This is a genomic window from Bacillus sp. EB106-04-02-XG92 (genome assembly GCF_058791995.1).
The window spans coordinates 193,573-210,676 of sequence record NZ_JBYTEA010000004.1 but is presented as its reverse complement, the minus strand read 5'-3'; the positions used below and the strand labels follow the sequence as shown (position 1 = coordinate 210,676).

Below are 17,104 nucleotides of genomic sequence, written 5' to 3'. Positions count from 1 at the left end.
AAGCTGTTCCTATATTTTAGGTTCAGCTTTCTTCTTTATTTTATTTATCAATTCTATGTACTGAGTATCACCATATCCGATTGTTGGAAAAATTTGAAGCAACTTTGTTAATAATTCTTGAGTTGATAAATCTTTATTTTTAGAGATGAATTTCATTACGATATTATCTTCTTTTAGCATTTCTAAATATAAGTCTATAGCCTGATACATTACAGGTGGTACTTTATAATAAGTCTTTTTATGGTTTACTAATACTTCATTGTATATAGTAGAATAATCTCCCAATTCAAGTTCAATTTGATTTACTTTAAATTCATCCTCCCTGAAACTATTTAAGTATACTTTCCCTTCATAGCAAGACTGTTCAAGATATGAAAGTATAGTAAGTAGATTCATTTGGCAAAACATATCTTCACCAAACCATAAAACAATACATTTATACTTTTTCGTAAATAGATTTTTTAACGGATCTATAACCTTTATTGTATAATTTTCTACTGAACTGTTATGTCCATCTGCTCTTGTTTTAATAAACTCATCATTAAAAACTTGTGCAGTAGCACTATTTACACACATTGCCTCATTAAATGGTGCATATTCAGAATTACCCATTAGCTTTTCATTTTTAAATTCTTCATACATCATTTGACCATTTAATATGTTTAGTACATCTTTATCAAACAGCTCTCTTTTCGCATTTCGTAACTGCTCAACCTCTAATTTTCTAGAAACGTTCATTTTAAACTTCCCTTCTTTATTTATATTAAGTTTAACAAATGATTGAATAGGCATGTTGTTACGTTGGTATTCTCTTGGATTCATTCCAAAAACAGTCTTGAAAGCTCTACTATAAGCCTCTTGCGAAGAGTAATTATAATCCAATGCAATATCTATTATTTTTCTATCATTCTTCAAATCCTCCGTAGATAAATACAGTCTTCGTAAAAGAATATAGCGCCTTATACTAATGCCTGCTACTTGGTGAAATCTAAAAGAACAGTAATACGGAGAATAACCCATATAACGCGATAATTCATTTAATGAAAATACTTCTTTTAAATTGCTCTCAATCCAATCAATCATTTGCTGTATATGTTCATTCATTTCCTTCAATCCTTATTTATTAGTATAAAAGAGGTTCGTTTCTTTCTTTTGATATTTCTTGTGTTTTATAACATGAGCCATTCATGACATCATGCTTTATTTTAAAGGATATCAAAAATAAAACACGAATGTTGTAAATTAAGATTCTTTTCGTTCTCTAGTAAAAAATAAAAGTTTGGAAAGGACGTTACGATGGACGAGCTAGAAAAAGAAATACTTCAATTCATAAATGAACGATATCCATTAAATTTTATTAACATTAAACCAATAACAAACGAAATGTATCAATGTCTTACAGAACTAGATACATACTTCATTAGAATTACAAACTACAAAACATATGAAGAACAGTTAGAAGAAGTTACATATACGAACTTTTTATATGAAAATGGTTTAGCAGTTCCTCCAATATTACCTTCTCTTAATGGGAATTTAGTAGAGAAATTAACATTAGGCAAAGAGCTATTTGCTGTATTATATAAAGCTGCACCTGGTATACATTTACCAAAGTGCGAATGGAATTCTAATATATTTAAAAATCTTGGGAAACAAATTGGAAAATTACATCGTATTTCTAAAAGCTTTGAACAGATTAAGTCGGTTAAACATATAAACGATTGGTATGAAAATGAAGAATATAATTTTCTTAAGTATATCCCTAAAGAAGAAACTATTATAAGAAAAATTGCGTCTGACGTTTTAATTTCTATAAAAGAGCTACAAAAATCCACTTCCAATTACGTCTTAATTCACGGAGATCTATGGTTAGAAAATATATTAGTTGAAAACAATTCAAGCATAACAATGATTGATTTTCAAGACTGCGAAAAACATTTTTACCTATTCGATTTAGCAGTTCCTATTTATAGCGCGATAGAATATTCATTTGCTGGAAATGGGAATATCGTTGACTATGAGCATTCTATTACAAAAGCACTATTTGAAGGATATCAAGAAGAAAATGAACTCCCTAAAGAGATGATTGAAAAATTTCCATTGTTTATAAAATTAAAGGGAATTTTTGAATATAGCTTAATGCATATGTATTGGGATAAAGAAGAATTAACTGAGGAACAAGTACGGATAATAAATCTTTATAGGATGAAGATCGAAACTAAATATACCTATATTAATGTTTAAAAATGGTGTTGTATAACTACATGGAAACCACTTTCTATCCTTAAATAGAAAGTGGTAAGTTTAATTTACTAGGAATATCGTAAGGAAAATGGGGTGTATGAATAATTGAAAATGCATATCCCTGCTCAATAAATGACACTTCATTATGCTTACATTCAAATGGTACACTATTTTTCTTAAAGTTAATTTGAATTTGCTGTAAAAATGCAGGGTCCGGTGTTCCAAAAGAAACGTGTACTTTCGGTTGTAAAGCTTTCATCGCAATTGGGATCCAAGGTCGCTGCCACCAAGTCGCAACAATATAAGCAGTGCCACCTATAACAAAGTTAAAAATATCCCCATCTTCCATCGTTTTCATATTTAGATTTGATTTCAACCATTCTGTAAATACAGGTACACTTTTAACGGGAAGTCCGATTTCTCTTACATATAAAATGTTTAAAGGCGAATGCGGTACTAATACACCTTCTTTAACATAACTATGTGCGATAATTTCGAGAAGGTTTCCATCACCGTCTTTAAAGTATACATTGAATAAACCATCCTCTTTACCAATTATATTTCCATTTTTCCATTTCACAATGAGTAATCCAGAATCCTTTAGCCATCTTGCTGTTTCATGAAATTTTGAATATGGAATCTCAAAAGCGAAATGTGCAGGTGCAATTGGTTCATACACTTCTTGAAAGCTAATTGTTGTGTATGGCGTTACTTCAAATTGAATAAACGATGCTGTTTCTTTTTTTATTGGAAAAGATAATATGTCTTTATAAACTTGTTTTACCCCTTCTATGGAAACCGTTTGTAGTTTTATGTCTGATATATGTGTAATCACGTTACATTCCCCCTTGGTTCTTATTATCTATTCGTATTGTATTACAATTATAAACAGATAAAATCAAACGTAAGGATTGATTTTTTAAATAAAAACTACAACTTTAGTATGAATAATATGTTAGCTTCTTTCATTGTTAATATAGTATTGTTTCCATACAAAAAAGCTGCCTTTCCTTAAACGAAAAGCAACTTTTACAATAAAACACATTATGATTTTACAGCAATAATCATAAACCTTTTTGAATTTGTACGAATCCCTTTTTCAAAACTATTTGCATCAATGAACTTTTGTAAAATAGTAAAATCCTCTTCCTCTTCTCCAAATCTAGGAATAATAGGTGTATGTTTTAACAAGAAAATAAGATCTTCAGGCGAATTGTAATAATCAGTAATATTATATTCACGTACTTGTACGAGTTCAAATCCCGCACTACTAAGTTCACCCATATACTTTTCTTTTAAAGTTCCATCTCTTTCACCAAAGCATTGTCCTCTTCCAAATGCCTCTTTCAAGTTCAATTTATCATGTTCACTAACTTGTTGTGTTAAAAACAAAGCACCTTTTTTCATTACTTTTGCCAATTCGGATGCTATAAACGGTGCGTGACAACTAGAAGCAATATTAAAATGCTCATGTGGAAACATTAAAGCTTCAGAATCCATTTGAAGAAACTCAACATTTTGTATATCTGATTTTCTCAAATTGGAATGTGCTTTTTCAATCATTCCGTTAGAATTTATCTATTCCAACTAACAATTTAGCCGCAGATGCTATGTTAAGTACATTTTCTCCTCCACCTGTACCAACATCTAGTAAAATATGTGATGGCTTGCACCTTTCTTTTACCTCACCATAAAAGTCCCATGAATCTCCTACAGTTTCACATTTTACTTTACTAAAATCCCATCCATTTAATCTTCCTACTGTATCATAAAAGTTTTTGTACTCTAATTCGTTCATTTTATTTGTTCCCCTTTGTTGATCTGTAATCATAAACTTATTATTTAATTATATATTACAAAATAAAAATTATCAGAAAAATATTCCATATACTGCATTTTAGTTTACATAACAATTTTATTCTAAATGCTTCCTTCCCCACAACCGCAAAAAACTATCCAAAACAGCACTTACTGATCTTCCATCTTCGGATAAACTATATTCCACTTTAGGTACTATTTTTTGATAAATTTCCCGTTTACTATTTAAACTTGTTCTAACTCCTTAGTTCCTTAAGATATATCTAGGATTAAAAATCCCCTTATAAAGGTGGCTTTTGCAGCTAATTTAGAAACTGCTGAAACAATACAGGATCCTCTTTTAAAAGTTCTTCTAAAAACTTAAGTTGCGGAAAAGGTTGTAAGATTAACTCTTTATCCATTTTTTCTTTCAATATAGCAGTTCCACCTTGCTTAATATAACCATTTAGTGTTATATCCTTACTACAAATTAGCTTAATATCACTTACTGAAAGTAATAAGAGCCCATTCGTTTCGGAAGATGGAGTTGGTTCATTTTCTGAATGTCCCATATACATAATAGATAAGCTTTCACCTGGACTATCAATAATTAATATTGGATTGACTTCATTTTCTATTTTTACTTTCTTTGATTGTGCATTCCAATTCTCTTTATAATATGTAATTGGTGAACTCAAAATAGTAATATCGATAGCAGCTTCTTCTTTCACCTCTCTTTTAGCAGTTTCTACTGCTGTTTCATCGGCTTCTTTATGTCCCCCCAGCCTTACTACACCTAATGTATCCCCTTTACTCGTTGGACCAACTTGAAAAACAAATAAATTTTTATACATTACATACGCACCAGATGTTCTTACACTCTTATCTATATGTATCAATATTCTCCCTCCTAAGGAATCTTTCAATAAGATAGTTTACTATAATTTTATTATGTTTTTAAATGATCTTCAATCCAATCCACAGCATCAAGTAAATTTGGCGCTATATAATGAGGTACCGCTTCTTCCCACAAATTTCTATACTTTGCTAATGAACTTTATCTCCATCCTGTTTTCACTAAAATCTTTTTCATAATACTGCCTTCATTTTTATATCCTCCTTTAGATTTTAAAATACCTCTAAAAAGTAGAATTCACCAAAAAATTACAGAATTCTATATATAACAAGTATTAGACGGATGATTTTCAAATTCCTCTATAATAAAGGTGGTATAAATAGTGTGAAACTTAAACAAGAACAAAAACTTATCGTAAAGACAACTTTCTCTAAAGAATACAAGATTTTTATTTTTGGTTTACTCATTTCACGAATTGGGGATTCACTCTATACTTTTGCGTTGCCTTGGATTGCCTATCAATTAACCGGTTCAGCTGTAATTATGAGTTCTTTATTTGCTATTAATGTATTGCCAATTGTTTTATTTGGCCCTTTAGTTGGTGTAATGATTGATCGATACGATCGAAAAAAGTTACTATGGACGGAAAGATAATTATGTATGATTGGTTAATTGAAGAAAGGAAATATCCATCACACTCCGCTCATTTTATAAATTTGCAAATGAAATTGTGCTAGTAGTTGACGAATCGAATCAAGAAGTGATTTCTCTTGATATTTACGGATAAGTTGATAAATGGGTAGCGTCAGGAAAATGCGGATTTACAACGATAAGAAAATTCCAAATTAAAAAGCCCAACTTCTCTACAAATCAAAATAGAGAAATTGAGCTTTTCAGTTACTTCATTTATTTATTGAATTCATTAACTGGAAGAAGTATTCAGGTTTATGAGTCTTATTTAGGTTATACCATGAATGTAATGCATCTGGTGTAAATACATCTATTTTTTTCAGTACCTCCATTGCAAATTCCAGAGGAGCTATTCCTGATGCAGTAACTAAATTCGCATCAGATACCGCAGATGCCAACTCATAGAACTTTTCTCCTTTATAGTTAGGACATACCATTTTAGTATATTCTAAGTTATTACTTGTATGCTTTCTAGTATCTAAGTATCCCATATTCGCGAGGCCCTCAGTTGCACCACAAATTGCAGCAACAATAGTACCAAGTTTTAAAGCTTGGCCAATTCTTTCCAAGATGGGTTGATGAACTTCTTCACTCCAAGTAGTCCCTCCTGGTAAAATTAAAAGATCTTTATTTTCAAGAGTACATTCATCAAGGGAAATATCTGGTTTTATGCTCAGTCCTCCCATAGTAGTAATCATTTCTTCATTAGCTCCTACTGTAATTACTTTTAAAGGTGCTAACTCTTTTTTGAAATATCTTCCTGAGTTTAGTTCAGCAATTAAATATCCATATTCCCAGTCCGACATTGTATTAAATACATATAGAAAAGCTTTTTTTGTTTGCATCCAATAACACTCCAATCACAATTTATATAGCTATTATAATATAACTTCCCTGACAGTTAACGTCAGGGAAGTTATCATATTTGATGAAATTTTATTAATTCCGACAGAACTTCAATAAGTCTTTTCTTAAGACTTATTGGCTCAATAACTTTAATAGATTTATTGTACGGTAAAAGTAAATAAGGTACATATGTATGTATTATATCTTTTTCAAGAAGAAAAACTGCTTGATTTGAAGTCCGTTCTTGTAAATAATGTCCTAAAAACCAATGTTGGCAAATATCAGCCATTACATTTTTATCCCCATTAATAACCAAAGAAATAATCCCTTCCTTATCTTCTATAGGTGGAAGAAGACCTTTTATAAAAAAGTCACGTGCGGAAAAATTTTCTGGCCGCTTAAACTTATTTTCTGTTAGCATTCGACTTTCAATTCTATCTACTCTAAAACTACGGATATCATTCCTAAGATGACAAAATCCAATCACATACCACTTATTATTCCAATAGATAATTCTGTACGGATCGATTAATCTATAATTTAATTGCTTTTCGCCACTTTTAAGGTAAAGAATTTTTACTGAGTACCCGTCAGCTACGGCCTGCTCCAAATCCTTCAAAAAAGGTTCCATAGAGAGTGAATTTAATCGACTTATTACTTCAAGACTAGCTAAATGTTGGTTTATCTTTGTTTCCTGCTCTTGATTTGAGTATTTACTTAGTTTTGAAATAGCCCTATTTAGTGCTTCACCTCCATAATATCCCGCTTCTTCTGCAAAAACAGCAGCGTGAAATAATGCAGTTTGCTCCTCAAAATCAAAAAAAAGAGGAGCCTCAATAAAATTGTTCAATAAAGTGTATCCACCGTTATGTCCTGGTTCTGAAATTATAGGTACGCCACTTGTTGAAATTGTATCAATATAACGATACACAGTCCTTATATTCATCTCTAACTTTTCTGAAATTTGTTTTGCAGTAATTTTTTCACCTGAACGAAGCATCCATAAAATTGCTAACATATTGTCAATTTTAGGCATATAATTCCACCTCTATATGAAATTTATTTTCTATTGTATATTTCCTATTTTTAGTATAACTCATCAACTGTTCCTTTCCGATAGCTTTCTATATAATGAGAACCTAGACACATTTGTAATTTCACAAATTTGATTTATAGCCCTATCTCCCTCTTTATAAAGCTTTACTACATAATTCATTCCTACATGATTTTTATGGTATTTCTTTAACCCACCTTTACACTTTCCTTCATTCTTAGCCAATTCAATTCCTTCACGCTGCCGCATATGGATAAGATCACGTTTTACTGTTTTACACCCGCCATAACCGTAATATTGCAGCATATTTCACCTTTAGGCTGGGAACATATTAATTTGCTAGGAGAATACCCTTTTAATTCGGAGAAAGTGATCTTATTAGATTCTTTAAGACCACTGAAACTTTCTTAACGTTGTTAAAAACGGGAGAATCTTCAGGAAAATAGGTTAAGCATTGTAAATCCACATTTCCGTGACGCTACACCATAAAGAAAAAAGGCATATAATTAATGCCTTTTTTCTTTATCATCATTTAACTGGATAACAAACTTCTGTAACCCACTTATTAGGATCCGATTCCATCGCTGGGCTCACATGATAAATATTAAACATCGGGCCTGCTAATTCGTAACCTTCTGTCTCAATCCATTTTGCCGCAGCTTCATTTACAGCTGTCATTTGTTCATAACTTCCATTAACCGTTACGGAAGCTACATTAGTTGATTTTATATTTTTAAATGTAACATCTTTTGTATGTTCTTGATTACCTAAAATACTTAGCTGTATTTCTACATCTACATCAGTTTCTTTGTATTCACGATCATGGAAAACCGCAATACTATAACTCGGATGGGCAATACTAATATCTTTCATTTGTATTTCTTGCATCAATATACCCCACAAATCCCCTTCACGATTATAAGATGGAATAATCTTTCTAACACTAGCTACATTTCTTTCTGGAATTTCTTTTATTGAAACATGATAGTTCATCTCAACTACGTCCTCTCTCATCGATTTCATTGAGGCTTCAAGAAGAAGTAATTGTTTTTGGAGGTCATCCATTTCATCCTTTATTTGAGCACTACGATTTTCAAATTGTGATTTTATTACTTCCATATTTTCACTTGCAACTATTTCTTTAATAGTTGCAATATTAAATCCCATATCTTTTAATGTTTGAATTTGATTTACTTTCTTTAATTGGGCCGCTGAATAGTATCGATATCCACTTTGTTCATCGACTTTTACTGGTTGTAATAATTCCACTTTATCGTAGTGTCTCAACATACGTATACTAATGGAAGATAACTTTGAAAAATCTCCTATTTTAAACATGATTTCCTCCTAAAATTCACATCTACTTCGAAGCTCAACTTTATCTTAAACAATGACATCGTGTGAGAGTCAACTGTTTATAACGCTTAAATTATATTTCTTTAATTATTTACCTTTATACCTTTTTCCTTCTTAAGGCTATAAAGATTGAAATTAGCCCGTTCACAGCTAATAAAGTTACAATAATACTTGTAAATAAGGCTACGTCTGGCGCAAATATTTTAATCGCACCCCATGGTGATCTTGTACTATAAGTAAGAATTGGGATGAACGTAATAAATAATAGTAGGGATAGACTCCCTATGGATAACCAAATTACCTTTTTTGCAGTTTTCATATGCTTATACTTTTTAATTAACATAAATGATATTATGAAAAGTATAAGTGTAACTATCAACAAAATAATTTGTGTTAATGGTATATTTTTAGGGATATCAACCGGTTCTTCCCCATTCAAAATACTAATAATCCCATTTTTCAATACCGATAGTGCTTGTTCTTCTAAAACATGATTTTTATTTGTTAAAATCACTCCACCCCAGCCACTTTTATTTAAAATAAAAATTTCTGCACGAGCATCGGGCGTGGATCCTGAATGCCAAATCATCATTTCGCTTTCATTTATATTTGTTGTTCTTAACCCAAAACCATAACTTTTTTCTGAATTTATTTTATAAAGTGGTGAAAGATAAAGATCCATGTTTTCTTGCTTTAAAAATTGAGCATCCTCTGGCCGATTCAAAAACATAATATATTGAATCATATCTTCTAAATTTGCAGTAATATAGCCATACGGTGCCCCGGCATTATCATAGGACACTACACTTTTTCTTGGAATGCCAAACCAAGACTGATAACCTGTTAAATAGCCTTTTTCATATGCAGTTTCTTTACTTGCTGCCGCGCCATTCATATTTAATGGCTGAAAAATATGCTTTTCCATATATGATGAATATGTATCATTTGTGACTCCTTCAATAATTGCACCTAATACAATATAATTCGCATTACTATATTGATATTTTCCACCTGGTGGAGCAGTTAATTTTACATTTGAAAGTTTCATTACATTTTCTTTTAATGCTGTAGTATTTTCGGATTGCTTATCTGATAATGCTAAGCCCTCATATGTACTGATTCCGCTTGTATGAGTTAGTAGATGTTGGATTGTTATAGTTGAGGATATTTGAGAATCTTTTAGTTTAAACCAGGGAAGGTATCGTTGAACTGGATCCTCTAATTTTAATTTTTTATCTTCTATTAATTTTACTATAGCTAAAGCTGTTAAAGATTTACTTATTGAGCCGATTGCAAATGGGGTTTTACTATTTACTTTTTTTTCAGATTCTCCAGTAATTCCTATCGTTTTTGTGAAAAATACATCTTTATTATGTACAATTGCAACAGAAGCTCCTGGAATGTTCTGCTCCTTTATAAATTTTTCAACATACTTATCTAATGCAATTTCAATATTTTGCTGAGCATAAACTTTTGAATCTATAATACATAACATTAATACATTACAAAGAATATAAATTAGAGACATTTTATAGATCGTATTCTTCATTATGCTTTAGACAGCTTTCTTTTTTTATAACTTACTAAACTAATAAATACTACTAAAGAGAGCATAAAACTAATCATTATTAATAATGAATTCCACCATTGATTTTCTGAAATACGATATAAAAGATTATACTGAAATGTATTTTTACTATTAGTTGGATTAAATGATGTAGTTAAAAATATTGTAAATGTAGTTTGCGAGATGAGGTAAGTACTAACTGCGATGAATATGCCGTTTAAGATAGATTTGTTTAATTTCCCCTTTTCATTTTTTAATTGCTTCCTTTTAACTTGTAAATCAATCTCATTTATTTCTAAATAATCTTGAACAAATAATTGAGGTGTACCTAAATCATCTATACTATCTTCACCATGTTCACGACATTCTTGAATATGTTCTAATATTTGTCGCTTAATATTTTCCCTTTCTTCTAAACTAATGTCGTATTGCTTTAATTCCTTAAGTACGTCTATTAAAAATTGCTTTTCTTTACCTATCAATCTATTCCTCATTTCAGAAGTTCTCCTTTCAAACCGCTTTTTAATAATGTTTGAATATCCGATTGCAATTCTAACCACTCATTAATTTTATTCTCAAGACGTATTTTCCCGTTTTCATTAATTTCATAATAAATCCTAATTTTACCACTGTCTGTTACTACTTGATAAGTATTAACCCAATCTTGATTTTTCAACTTAGTTAAAATGGGGTAAATACTTCCTACTCCTTTCAATTTTAAATTGTTTACTTCAAGTTCTTTCATAATCTCATAACCATAACTTTTCTTTTTCGACAAAATAGACAATACACACATTTCTAAATGACCTTTAATTAAACTTGTTCTATCCATAGGATAAATTTAACAGAAATATATACTTCATTCAAGTATATATTTCTGTTAAATTTAAATAATCAGACAAAATAACAAAGATATTAAATAAGCAATAACATCACTTACGAACTGTTATCATCCTTGACAATTACTTTTATTGTATAATAATTATATAATATATTAACTATTGATCCTTTTTATTTTTATATCTCTTTCGATATTATCTTAGTTGAAATGAATTATACAGGACATAAAATACTAAAAAATCCAATTTCTTAATTTTCACATTAAGAAATTGGATTTTCTTTCATTACTCTGTAATATTCATACTGCGTTAATATGAACATTATAAAGAATATATGTTTTATATAAGTTATGTTAATAACACATAAACTAATAAAACTTTACTGATTACTCTCCAAACATTCATAAACCGCCATCATATCTCGTTTATCCAATTCACGAATGCGATTAAAAATTGGTATTTGCGCAACAGCTTCTGTTAATAAGCTTTCATCCACAATATCACTAACTTTTCCAGTTAACCATGTTTGTACATCCACACCCTCAACAACTTCTTTTAGTCCTTCGTCATTAATACCAGTTGCAGTACAAGTTACACATGGAATTGTTAGTTTAAACACACCATCATGTAGATTATCTTCTGTTATAACTTTCTTTCCTTTACAAAATGGACATAGATTACTTTTTTTAATTTTATTAATTTGGGTAATTAACTTTTTGTATCCAAACGCTTCGTATACATACGTAAGTTTTTTATATTTACCATTTGTGAAATACTTATCTATAATGTTTTCTCTCGTTTCATAAACATTAAGAAAATCACAAACAGTTACTTGATTATTAACACTAATGGATTCAATATTTCCTTTTATTTCGTCCCAGAATGGTAAAACATTTTGTAACACCATTTCATAGTTTGAAAAGCTTGCCTGTTCTAATTCAAACATTTTCAGAGCAACTTGTGCTTTTCTTGGCAATAAAGAAACATCTTCTGTCAATCTCATATCGCCACCAACTATAGACTTTAATTTATGAAGTGCAGGTAAATCACGGACTACTTTCAACACATCATCAACGGGTTGATTGATAATCTCACGAATATCGAAGTTACCAAATTTAAGCGGTTTATGATGATTTAATACCATTCCCTCACAAATTGGACATGTCATCATTTCTTTAGAAGACTTAATTTCTTCTTTAATGGCTGCTTTTGAAATAACAATATATCCACCAATAATTGTATTAAATCCTACCCATGTTCTGCGTGTCTTTCCTTTTTTATCATAAAATGATTTTTCAAAATATCCGTACCAAAACGTATGCTTTTCTTCTTCTGACATATCGTTATAGCTCTTTGATAAATCGTGACCAAGCTCATTTTTAATTTCTTCAAATAAAAATTCTATTTTTTCATATTGATAAAATTTTAATACTTTCATGATTTCCGGATCGAATAAGCCATCCCAAAATGGAACGTTTTTATCTTGAATTGTAATATCTTTATCGAAAACTTCAATTTGAAGACGTCCAGAACAAGATGGACAATGATTGTCCTGGGAATAGAAATCAAAACTTCTCGTATCTTTATTAGTTGGATGAGCAGCTGCAATATGATTAATTAGTCCACCAATCTCATATAAGAAACTATATTGACTATATAAATGTCTTTCAAGATCAATAGCAATAACAGGTGCAATTGTATCCGATTCATATTCACCATAAATTAATCGCGCCATTGATGATAAACTTTTTAAAATACCACCCTTATAAATGTTTTCGGCATTTTTAAAATAGTTAATATGATTTTCTTCTAAATAGTGGACGCCTTCCTTCTGCTTAAGCGCTGAAGAAATATGAATTTGCTCAGCAGTATTCACACTGCTTTTTTGACGATAATAATCTTCATGACTTACTACATCAAGATGATTTATAGCTTCAAGCTGTCTTTTCCCGAAATCTACAATATAATCAGAGCTTTCTAACATGTAACTATTATGTTCAATCATAATGATAGAAACTGATTCATCTTGCAATATCCCTCTAACACTATCAATAAATTGATTTAAAATATTTTGTGATAAACCTTTTGAAGGCTCATCAAAAATAAATAATATATGTGGATTTCTAGTGTTTGCAAATAACTCCGAAACTAAATGAACACATTGAAACTCACCTGTTGATAATGTTTGTGTTTTTCGTTGTAACGTTAAATAACCAAGTCCTAATTTAATGAGTAGACTCAAGCGTTTATACGCTATATCTTCATTGGGAAGTTCATCTATAATATCCTCAATCGAACGCTCAAAAATATCATCAATTTCTTCGCTATACTTTGTTAACTTCTTTTTAATATCTAGGAAAGTGGCTACAGTTGATCGACTTGTAATGGATTGATTTCGATCTTGTCCTACCATAACTAATTTATCTTTTGGATATCGTTTCATGAAATCTGTAGCTAAACATTCGTTAACAAGTGTAGATTTCCCGCATCCAAATTCTCCTGTAACCGCTACAAGCCTATTTTTAGGAATTTGAAACTCCGCCATTTGGATATTACGACAATATAATTCTTGGAAGGTATAATATTCTGTTGGTACTTCTTTATTTAGATCCCACAGTTTTGGTTTTGGTCTTGGTGATTCTTTCACAATTTTTCCACCATATTTTCCGCTACCAGGTCCAAAGAACAATTGTTTATCTGTTGTATCCAATACTGTATCTGAATGATCAATGAGCCAAATTTGATTTTTACACCCTAACTGCTTGATCTCTTCTAATATTTGTAACAATGTTTCATGATCAAGTCCAACTAAAATCTCATCAATAATAATGACAGCATTTTCACTTACTGCCATGAATTCCGCCAAGTAAAGTCGTGTTAACTCTCCACCTGACAACGTACCCATAATTCGATTTAATGTTAAATAACCAATGTTCATGTTAATAATATTTTGCAGTATATGTTGTTTTGCTTCACTAATATTTAACACTTCTGCTAACGAAAGAATAGACTCAACACTCAAATCATTAATATTTGAAATTGTATGTGGTTTAGCAAATAAATCTATAGTATGTTGTTCGATTTCTTCGCTATAACGCTTTCCCTTACATTTTTTACACTCAATATTTTTAGTAGTGCCTCGGCCTTTACAACCAGTACACCAACCTAACTGATTATTAAATGAAAAAACCTCAGGGGAAAGATGAAATACTTCTGCAAGTTTTTCGCGGACTTCAGTAAATACACCAGTATGAGTACCTATCGTTGAACGTGGGTTGGAAGAAATCGATGATTTTCCTAGAAAAAGTACTAAAGGCATATCCTCCATCTTAATTGCACTAAAATTCGTTTCCATAATATTAGGAAATAAATATTGATATTCAGCCTTTGGTAATAAAGAAACTAATCGTTTTTTTGATTCTTCGCCAATCGTTTGACAAAAAGTTGTTTTACCCGATCCTGATAAACCAGCGATTCCAAACGACTTATTAAATGGAATATCTGTATCTAATTTATTAATGTTATTAGCAATTAATTGATTTACTTTCATATTAACCTCTATTCTTATTTTTCATCAAAACCATTTTTAAAATATAATAATTACACAATAAATATATTCTCTTACGTAATTATCCTCTCACTTCAATAACCTTTTCCTTATATATTTCAAACCATTGTTGCCATTTATCTGTAGAAAATTCTTTTTCTTCGCCTTCTAGAACGGCAGAAAAAAGCTCTAAACAAATATGCCAACCAGCTATATCTTTCGGTGTATGATCTGTTAACTCATGAATAAATTCTTTAAAAAATAAAATAGAACCATTTTCTTCTTTATGTATTTCAAATCGGACACGATCTTTATCCCAAGTAAATTCAAGCACTTTGTTTATTTGACACTCTAAAATATCAATATTTATAAATGATCCATCCATCATGTCAAACTTGATTACTCCACCTGTTTTAAGGCTTTCAATCTGTAAATTAGACATCCATTTTTTAAGCTTACTGTTTTCTGTTAATACAGACCAAACTTCCTCTATCTTATATGGAAATTGGCGTTCAAATTTTACAATATATCCATCGGTTACTTTTTGAATTTCAGCTATCATATATATTGCCTCCTACCTCCAAACAGAATATACGTTCTTATTTTATTTTACCCGATTTTATATATAAAATAAATCTTTAAATTATTATAAATAGCCTCTTCCATATTACATACCCATAAAAAAAAAGCCGCAATTGCGACTCATGAAATTATAGTATTACCTCTTGCTTTTATTGAATGACTTACCGCTTAATCGCATCGACTATTAACGATGGAAAGCCAAGCTTATCACCTTTATTTCTAGAATCATATCTTTTCGAACGGAAAATAACATCTTCGTTTGCATCCCATTCGTTGTAATAAAAAAGACCCTTTTCATCACAATATTCAAGTAAAACTACCTCAAATCCAGCACTTTCGGACCAGGTCCGCCTATTTGAACTATATTTTGGTATGCTTCGTCTCGGAAAAATGCATCAGGAACGCCGCAACGTATGTGCCCTGTTAGCTTTAAAAATTCATAACAAATTTTTGCTGCTCTTACACCTTCTTCAAATGTAAGGTGTTCCCATACATGCTCAGCTAAAACAACTGAAATAGAGTTGTATTCAAATCTTTCTTCCCACGTAGCTTTATCTAATAAGTTAAGTTCATCTTTTTGTGTTTGTATCCAGCCTGGATTATTATTAAACACTCCAGCTCCGACTACTACTTTAATTTCGTCTTGTTTTATTGCCACTACTTTCACCTCGTAAACATATTAATTATTAATATATTCTAGGTTTACTATTATTCTACCTTCTTCAACAATTTTAATATCATGAGTCCAGTACAATACCGACCTCATGCTGGAAATTTTTCTAACACTACGATTTTCTAACTTTATGGAATCTGTTCATAATACACAACTGTTTTTATACTATTTATATACGATTTTTCTTACATAAACATAATACACCTAACATTAGCACAAAACCAGTCACGTAAAAACTTGTTGTTCCGCTACCACCAGTATTAGGAATTACCCAATTATTTTTCACATTTTTCACTGTTAGTTTTTGTGTCCTCACCGCTTCTGTAATTTCTATTTCTATTGAATCTCTAAGTAACATATATCCGTTTGGCGCTTTTATTTCTTTAATCGTATACTTTCCAAGTACTAACTGGTCGGAAATCACCTTTCCTTTTTCATCCGTTGTTAATCTAGTAACTTCTTTACCTTCTTTATCTAAGACTTGAAATACAGCACCTTTTAGTTTTAAATTAATATCCTTATCATCAACTTTCTCAATTTCAAATTGCCCAGTCAGATCTGGTAATTTCTTATTCTCTATTTTAATTTCTACTACTGTATCTTTTTCTATTTTTACAGCTATTTTATCTTTTAATAATTCGTAACCTTTAGGTGCTTCTACTTCCACTAGAGTATAGTTTCCTATTGGCAATTCTTTTGATATCGCTTCTCCTTCTTCATTTGTTACTAGTTCTCCAACTATTTTTCCTTTTGAATCTTCAATTTTAAACTTTGCTCCTGCTAGTTTTTTATTTTTATCATTTATGTCTACTTTCACAAGCTTCATTTTTCCCATTGGATCGGGCAATTTCTTATTTCCTATTTTAATTTCTACTACTGCATCTTTTTCTATTTTTACAGTTATTTTATCTTTTAATAATTCATAGCCTTTTGGCGCTTCTATTTCTACAAGGGTATAGTTTCCTATTGGTAAGTTTTTTGATATCGCTTCTCCTTCTTCATTTGTTACTAGTTCTCCAACTATTTTTCCTTTTGAATCTTCAATTTTAAACT

General features: G+C 30.5%; 13 protein-coding genes and 5 pseudogenes. 2 read left to right on the top strand and 16 right to left on the bottom strand.

The window, feature by feature from the left end:
• Positions 1–9: 9 nt before the first annotated feature.
• Complete coding sequence (locus AC3WVA_RS12485) at positions 10–1,104, bottom strand: helix-turn-helix domain-containing protein (RefSeq protein ID WP_142342004.1); 1,095 nt, start codon at positions 1,102–1,104, stop codon at positions 10–12.
• 192 nt (positions 1,105–1,296) lie between these two features.
• Between AC3WVA_RS12485 and AC3WVA_RS12480 the strand changes: the two genes are divergently transcribed.
• Positions 1,297–2,244: a phosphotransferase enzyme family protein gene (locus tag AC3WVA_RS12480; RefSeq protein ID WP_098880932.1), complete on the top strand. Its 948-nt coding sequence runs from the start codon at positions 1,297–1,299 to the stop codon at positions 2,242–2,244.
• A gap of 40 nt (positions 2,245–2,284) precedes the next feature.
• Here AC3WVA_RS12480 and AC3WVA_RS12475 read toward each other — a convergent pair whose 3' ends face one another.
• The 4 genes and pseudogenes from AC3WVA_RS12475 to AC3WVA_RS12460 form a co-directional block, all read right to left on the bottom strand.
• Complete coding sequence (locus AC3WVA_RS12475) at positions 2,285–3,079, bottom strand: VOC family protein (RefSeq protein WP_098346682.1); 795 nt, start codon at positions 3,077–3,079, stop codon at positions 2,285–2,287.
• A 209-nt stretch (positions 3,080–3,288) separates the two neighbouring features.
• Positions 3,289–4,042, bottom strand: a pseudogene (locus AC3WVA_RS12470) (class I SAM-dependent methyltransferase).
• Positions 4,043–4,159: 117 nt separating this feature from the next.
• Positions 4,160–4,282 (bottom strand): annotated as a pseudogene (locus tag AC3WVA_RS12465) (winged helix-turn-helix transcriptional regulator); the annotation flags it as partial.
• Positions 4,283–4,364: 82 nt separating this feature from the next.
• Positions 4,365–4,940, bottom strand: coding sequence for an NUDIX hydrolase (locus AC3WVA_RS12460; protein ID WP_098880933.1), 576 nt, complete (start codon positions 4,938–4,940; stop codon positions 4,365–4,367).
• A gap of 341 nt (positions 4,941–5,281) precedes the next feature.
• Between AC3WVA_RS12460 and AC3WVA_RS12455 the strand changes: the two are divergent.
• A pseudogene (locus AC3WVA_RS12455) lies at positions 5,282–5,536 on the top strand (MFS transporter); the annotation flags it as partial.
• A 263-nt stretch (positions 5,537–5,799) separates the two neighbouring features.
• On the opposite strand, the gene AC3WVA_RS12450 reads toward AC3WVA_RS12455, so the two are convergent.
• From AC3WVA_RS12450 to AC3WVA_RS12400, 11 genes and pseudogenes are all read right to left on the bottom strand, one after another.
• On the bottom strand, positions 5,800–6,432 hold the full coding sequence (locus AC3WVA_RS12450) for a type 1 glutamine amidotransferase family protein (protein WP_098346685.1): 633 nt from the start codon (positions 6,430–6,432) through the stop codon (positions 5,800–5,802).
• Positions 6,433–6,506: 74 nt separating this feature from the next.
• Positions 6,507–7,469, bottom strand: coding sequence for a helix-turn-helix transcriptional regulator (locus AC3WVA_RS12445; RefSeq protein WP_098880934.1), 963 nt, complete (start codon positions 7,467–7,469; stop codon positions 6,507–6,509).
• Positions 7,470–7,532: 63 nt separating this feature from the next.
• Positions 7,533–7,783: pseudogene (locus tag AC3WVA_RS12440) on the bottom strand (helix-turn-helix domain-containing protein); the annotation flags it as partial.
• Positions 7,784–8,015: 232 nt separating this feature from the next.
• Positions 8,016–8,825 carry a MerR family transcriptional regulator gene (locus tag AC3WVA_RS12435; protein WP_098346687.1) on the bottom strand — a complete coding sequence of 270 codons (810 nt, stop codon included), beginning with the start codon at positions 8,823–8,825 and terminating at the stop codon, positions 8,016–8,018.
• Positions 8,826–8,940: 115 nt separating this feature from the next.
• Entirely contained in the window at positions 8,941–10,392 is a 1,452-nt protein-coding gene (locus AC3WVA_RS12430) for a serine hydrolase domain-containing protein (protein ID WP_492321943.1), read from the bottom strand.
• Positions 10,392–10,904, bottom strand: a complete 513-nt coding sequence (locus AC3WVA_RS12425) for a DUF1700 domain-containing protein (RefSeq protein ID WP_141539536.1) — start codon at positions 10,902–10,904, stop codon at positions 10,392–10,394. Before AC3WVA_RS12425 ends, AC3WVA_RS12430 begins: the two co-directional genes overlap by 1 nt.
• The gene (locus tag AC3WVA_RS12420; protein ID WP_319805678.1) at positions 10,901–11,206 is read right to left on the bottom strand and encodes a PadR family transcriptional regulator; all 306 of its coding nucleotides are present in this window, start codon (positions 11,204–11,206) and stop codon (positions 10,901–10,903) included. The genes AC3WVA_RS12425 and AC3WVA_RS12420 overlap by 4 nt, the downstream gene beginning before the upstream one ends.
• Before the next feature lie 422 nt (positions 11,207–11,628).
• Positions 11,629–14,799, bottom strand: coding sequence for an ATP-binding cassette domain-containing protein (locus tag AC3WVA_RS12415; RefSeq protein WP_492321942.1), 3,171 nt, complete (start codon positions 14,797–14,799; stop codon positions 11,629–11,631).
• Positions 14,800–14,878: 79 nt separating this feature from the next.
• Positions 14,879–15,358, bottom strand: coding sequence for an SRPBCC family protein (locus AC3WVA_RS12410; protein WP_098880938.1), 480 nt, complete (start codon positions 15,356–15,358; stop codon positions 14,879–14,881).
• A 181-nt stretch (positions 15,359–15,539) separates the two neighbouring features.
• Positions 15,540–16,036 (bottom strand): annotated as a pseudogene (locus tag AC3WVA_RS12405) (class I SAM-dependent methyltransferase).
• 184 nt (positions 16,037–16,220) lie between these two features.
• Positions 16,221–17,104: MSCRAMM family protein (locus AC3WVA_RS12400; protein ID WP_492321941.1), on the bottom strand; the 884-nt coding region annotated here is incomplete at its 5' end.

Excerpts from the sequence above, each read along its gene's own strand:
- AC3WVA_RS12485 (WP_142342004.1), bottom strand. The coding sequence starts at position 1,104 with ATGAATGAACATATACAGCAAATGATTGATTGGATTGAGAGCAATTTA.
- AC3WVA_RS12480 (WP_098880932.1), top strand. The coding sequence starts at position 1,297 with ATGGACGAGCTAGAAAAAGAAATACTTCAATTCATAAATGAACGATAT.
- AC3WVA_RS12450 (WP_098346685.1), bottom strand. The coding sequence starts at position 6,432 with ATGCAAACAAAAAAAGCTTTTCTATATGTATTTAATACAATGTCGGAC.
- AC3WVA_RS12445 (WP_098880934.1), bottom strand. The coding sequence starts at position 7,469 with ATGCCTAAAATTGACAATATGTTAGCAATTTTATGGATGCTTCGTTCA.
- AC3WVA_RS12435 (WP_098346687.1), bottom strand. The coding sequence starts at position 8,825 with ATGTTTAAAATAGGAGATTTTTCAAAGTTATCTTCCATTAGTATACGT.
- AC3WVA_RS12430 (WP_492321943.1), bottom strand. The coding sequence starts at position 10,392 with ATGAAGAATACGATCTATAAAATGTCTCTAATTTATATTCTTTGTAAT.
- AC3WVA_RS12425 (WP_141539536.1), bottom strand. The coding sequence starts at position 10,904 with ATGAGGAATAGATTGATAGGTAAAGAAAAGCAATTTTTAATAGACGTA.
- AC3WVA_RS12420 (WP_319805678.1), bottom strand. The coding sequence starts at position 11,206 with ATGTGTGTATTGTCTATTTTGTCGAAAAAGAAAAGTTATGGTTATGAG.
- AC3WVA_RS12415 (WP_492321942.1), bottom strand. The coding sequence starts at position 14,799 with ATGAAAGTAAATCAATTAATTGCTAATAACATTAATAAATTAGATACA.
- AC3WVA_RS12410 (WP_098880938.1), bottom strand. The coding sequence starts at position 15,358 with ATGATAGCTGAAATTCAAAAAGTAACCGATGGATATATTGTAAAATTT.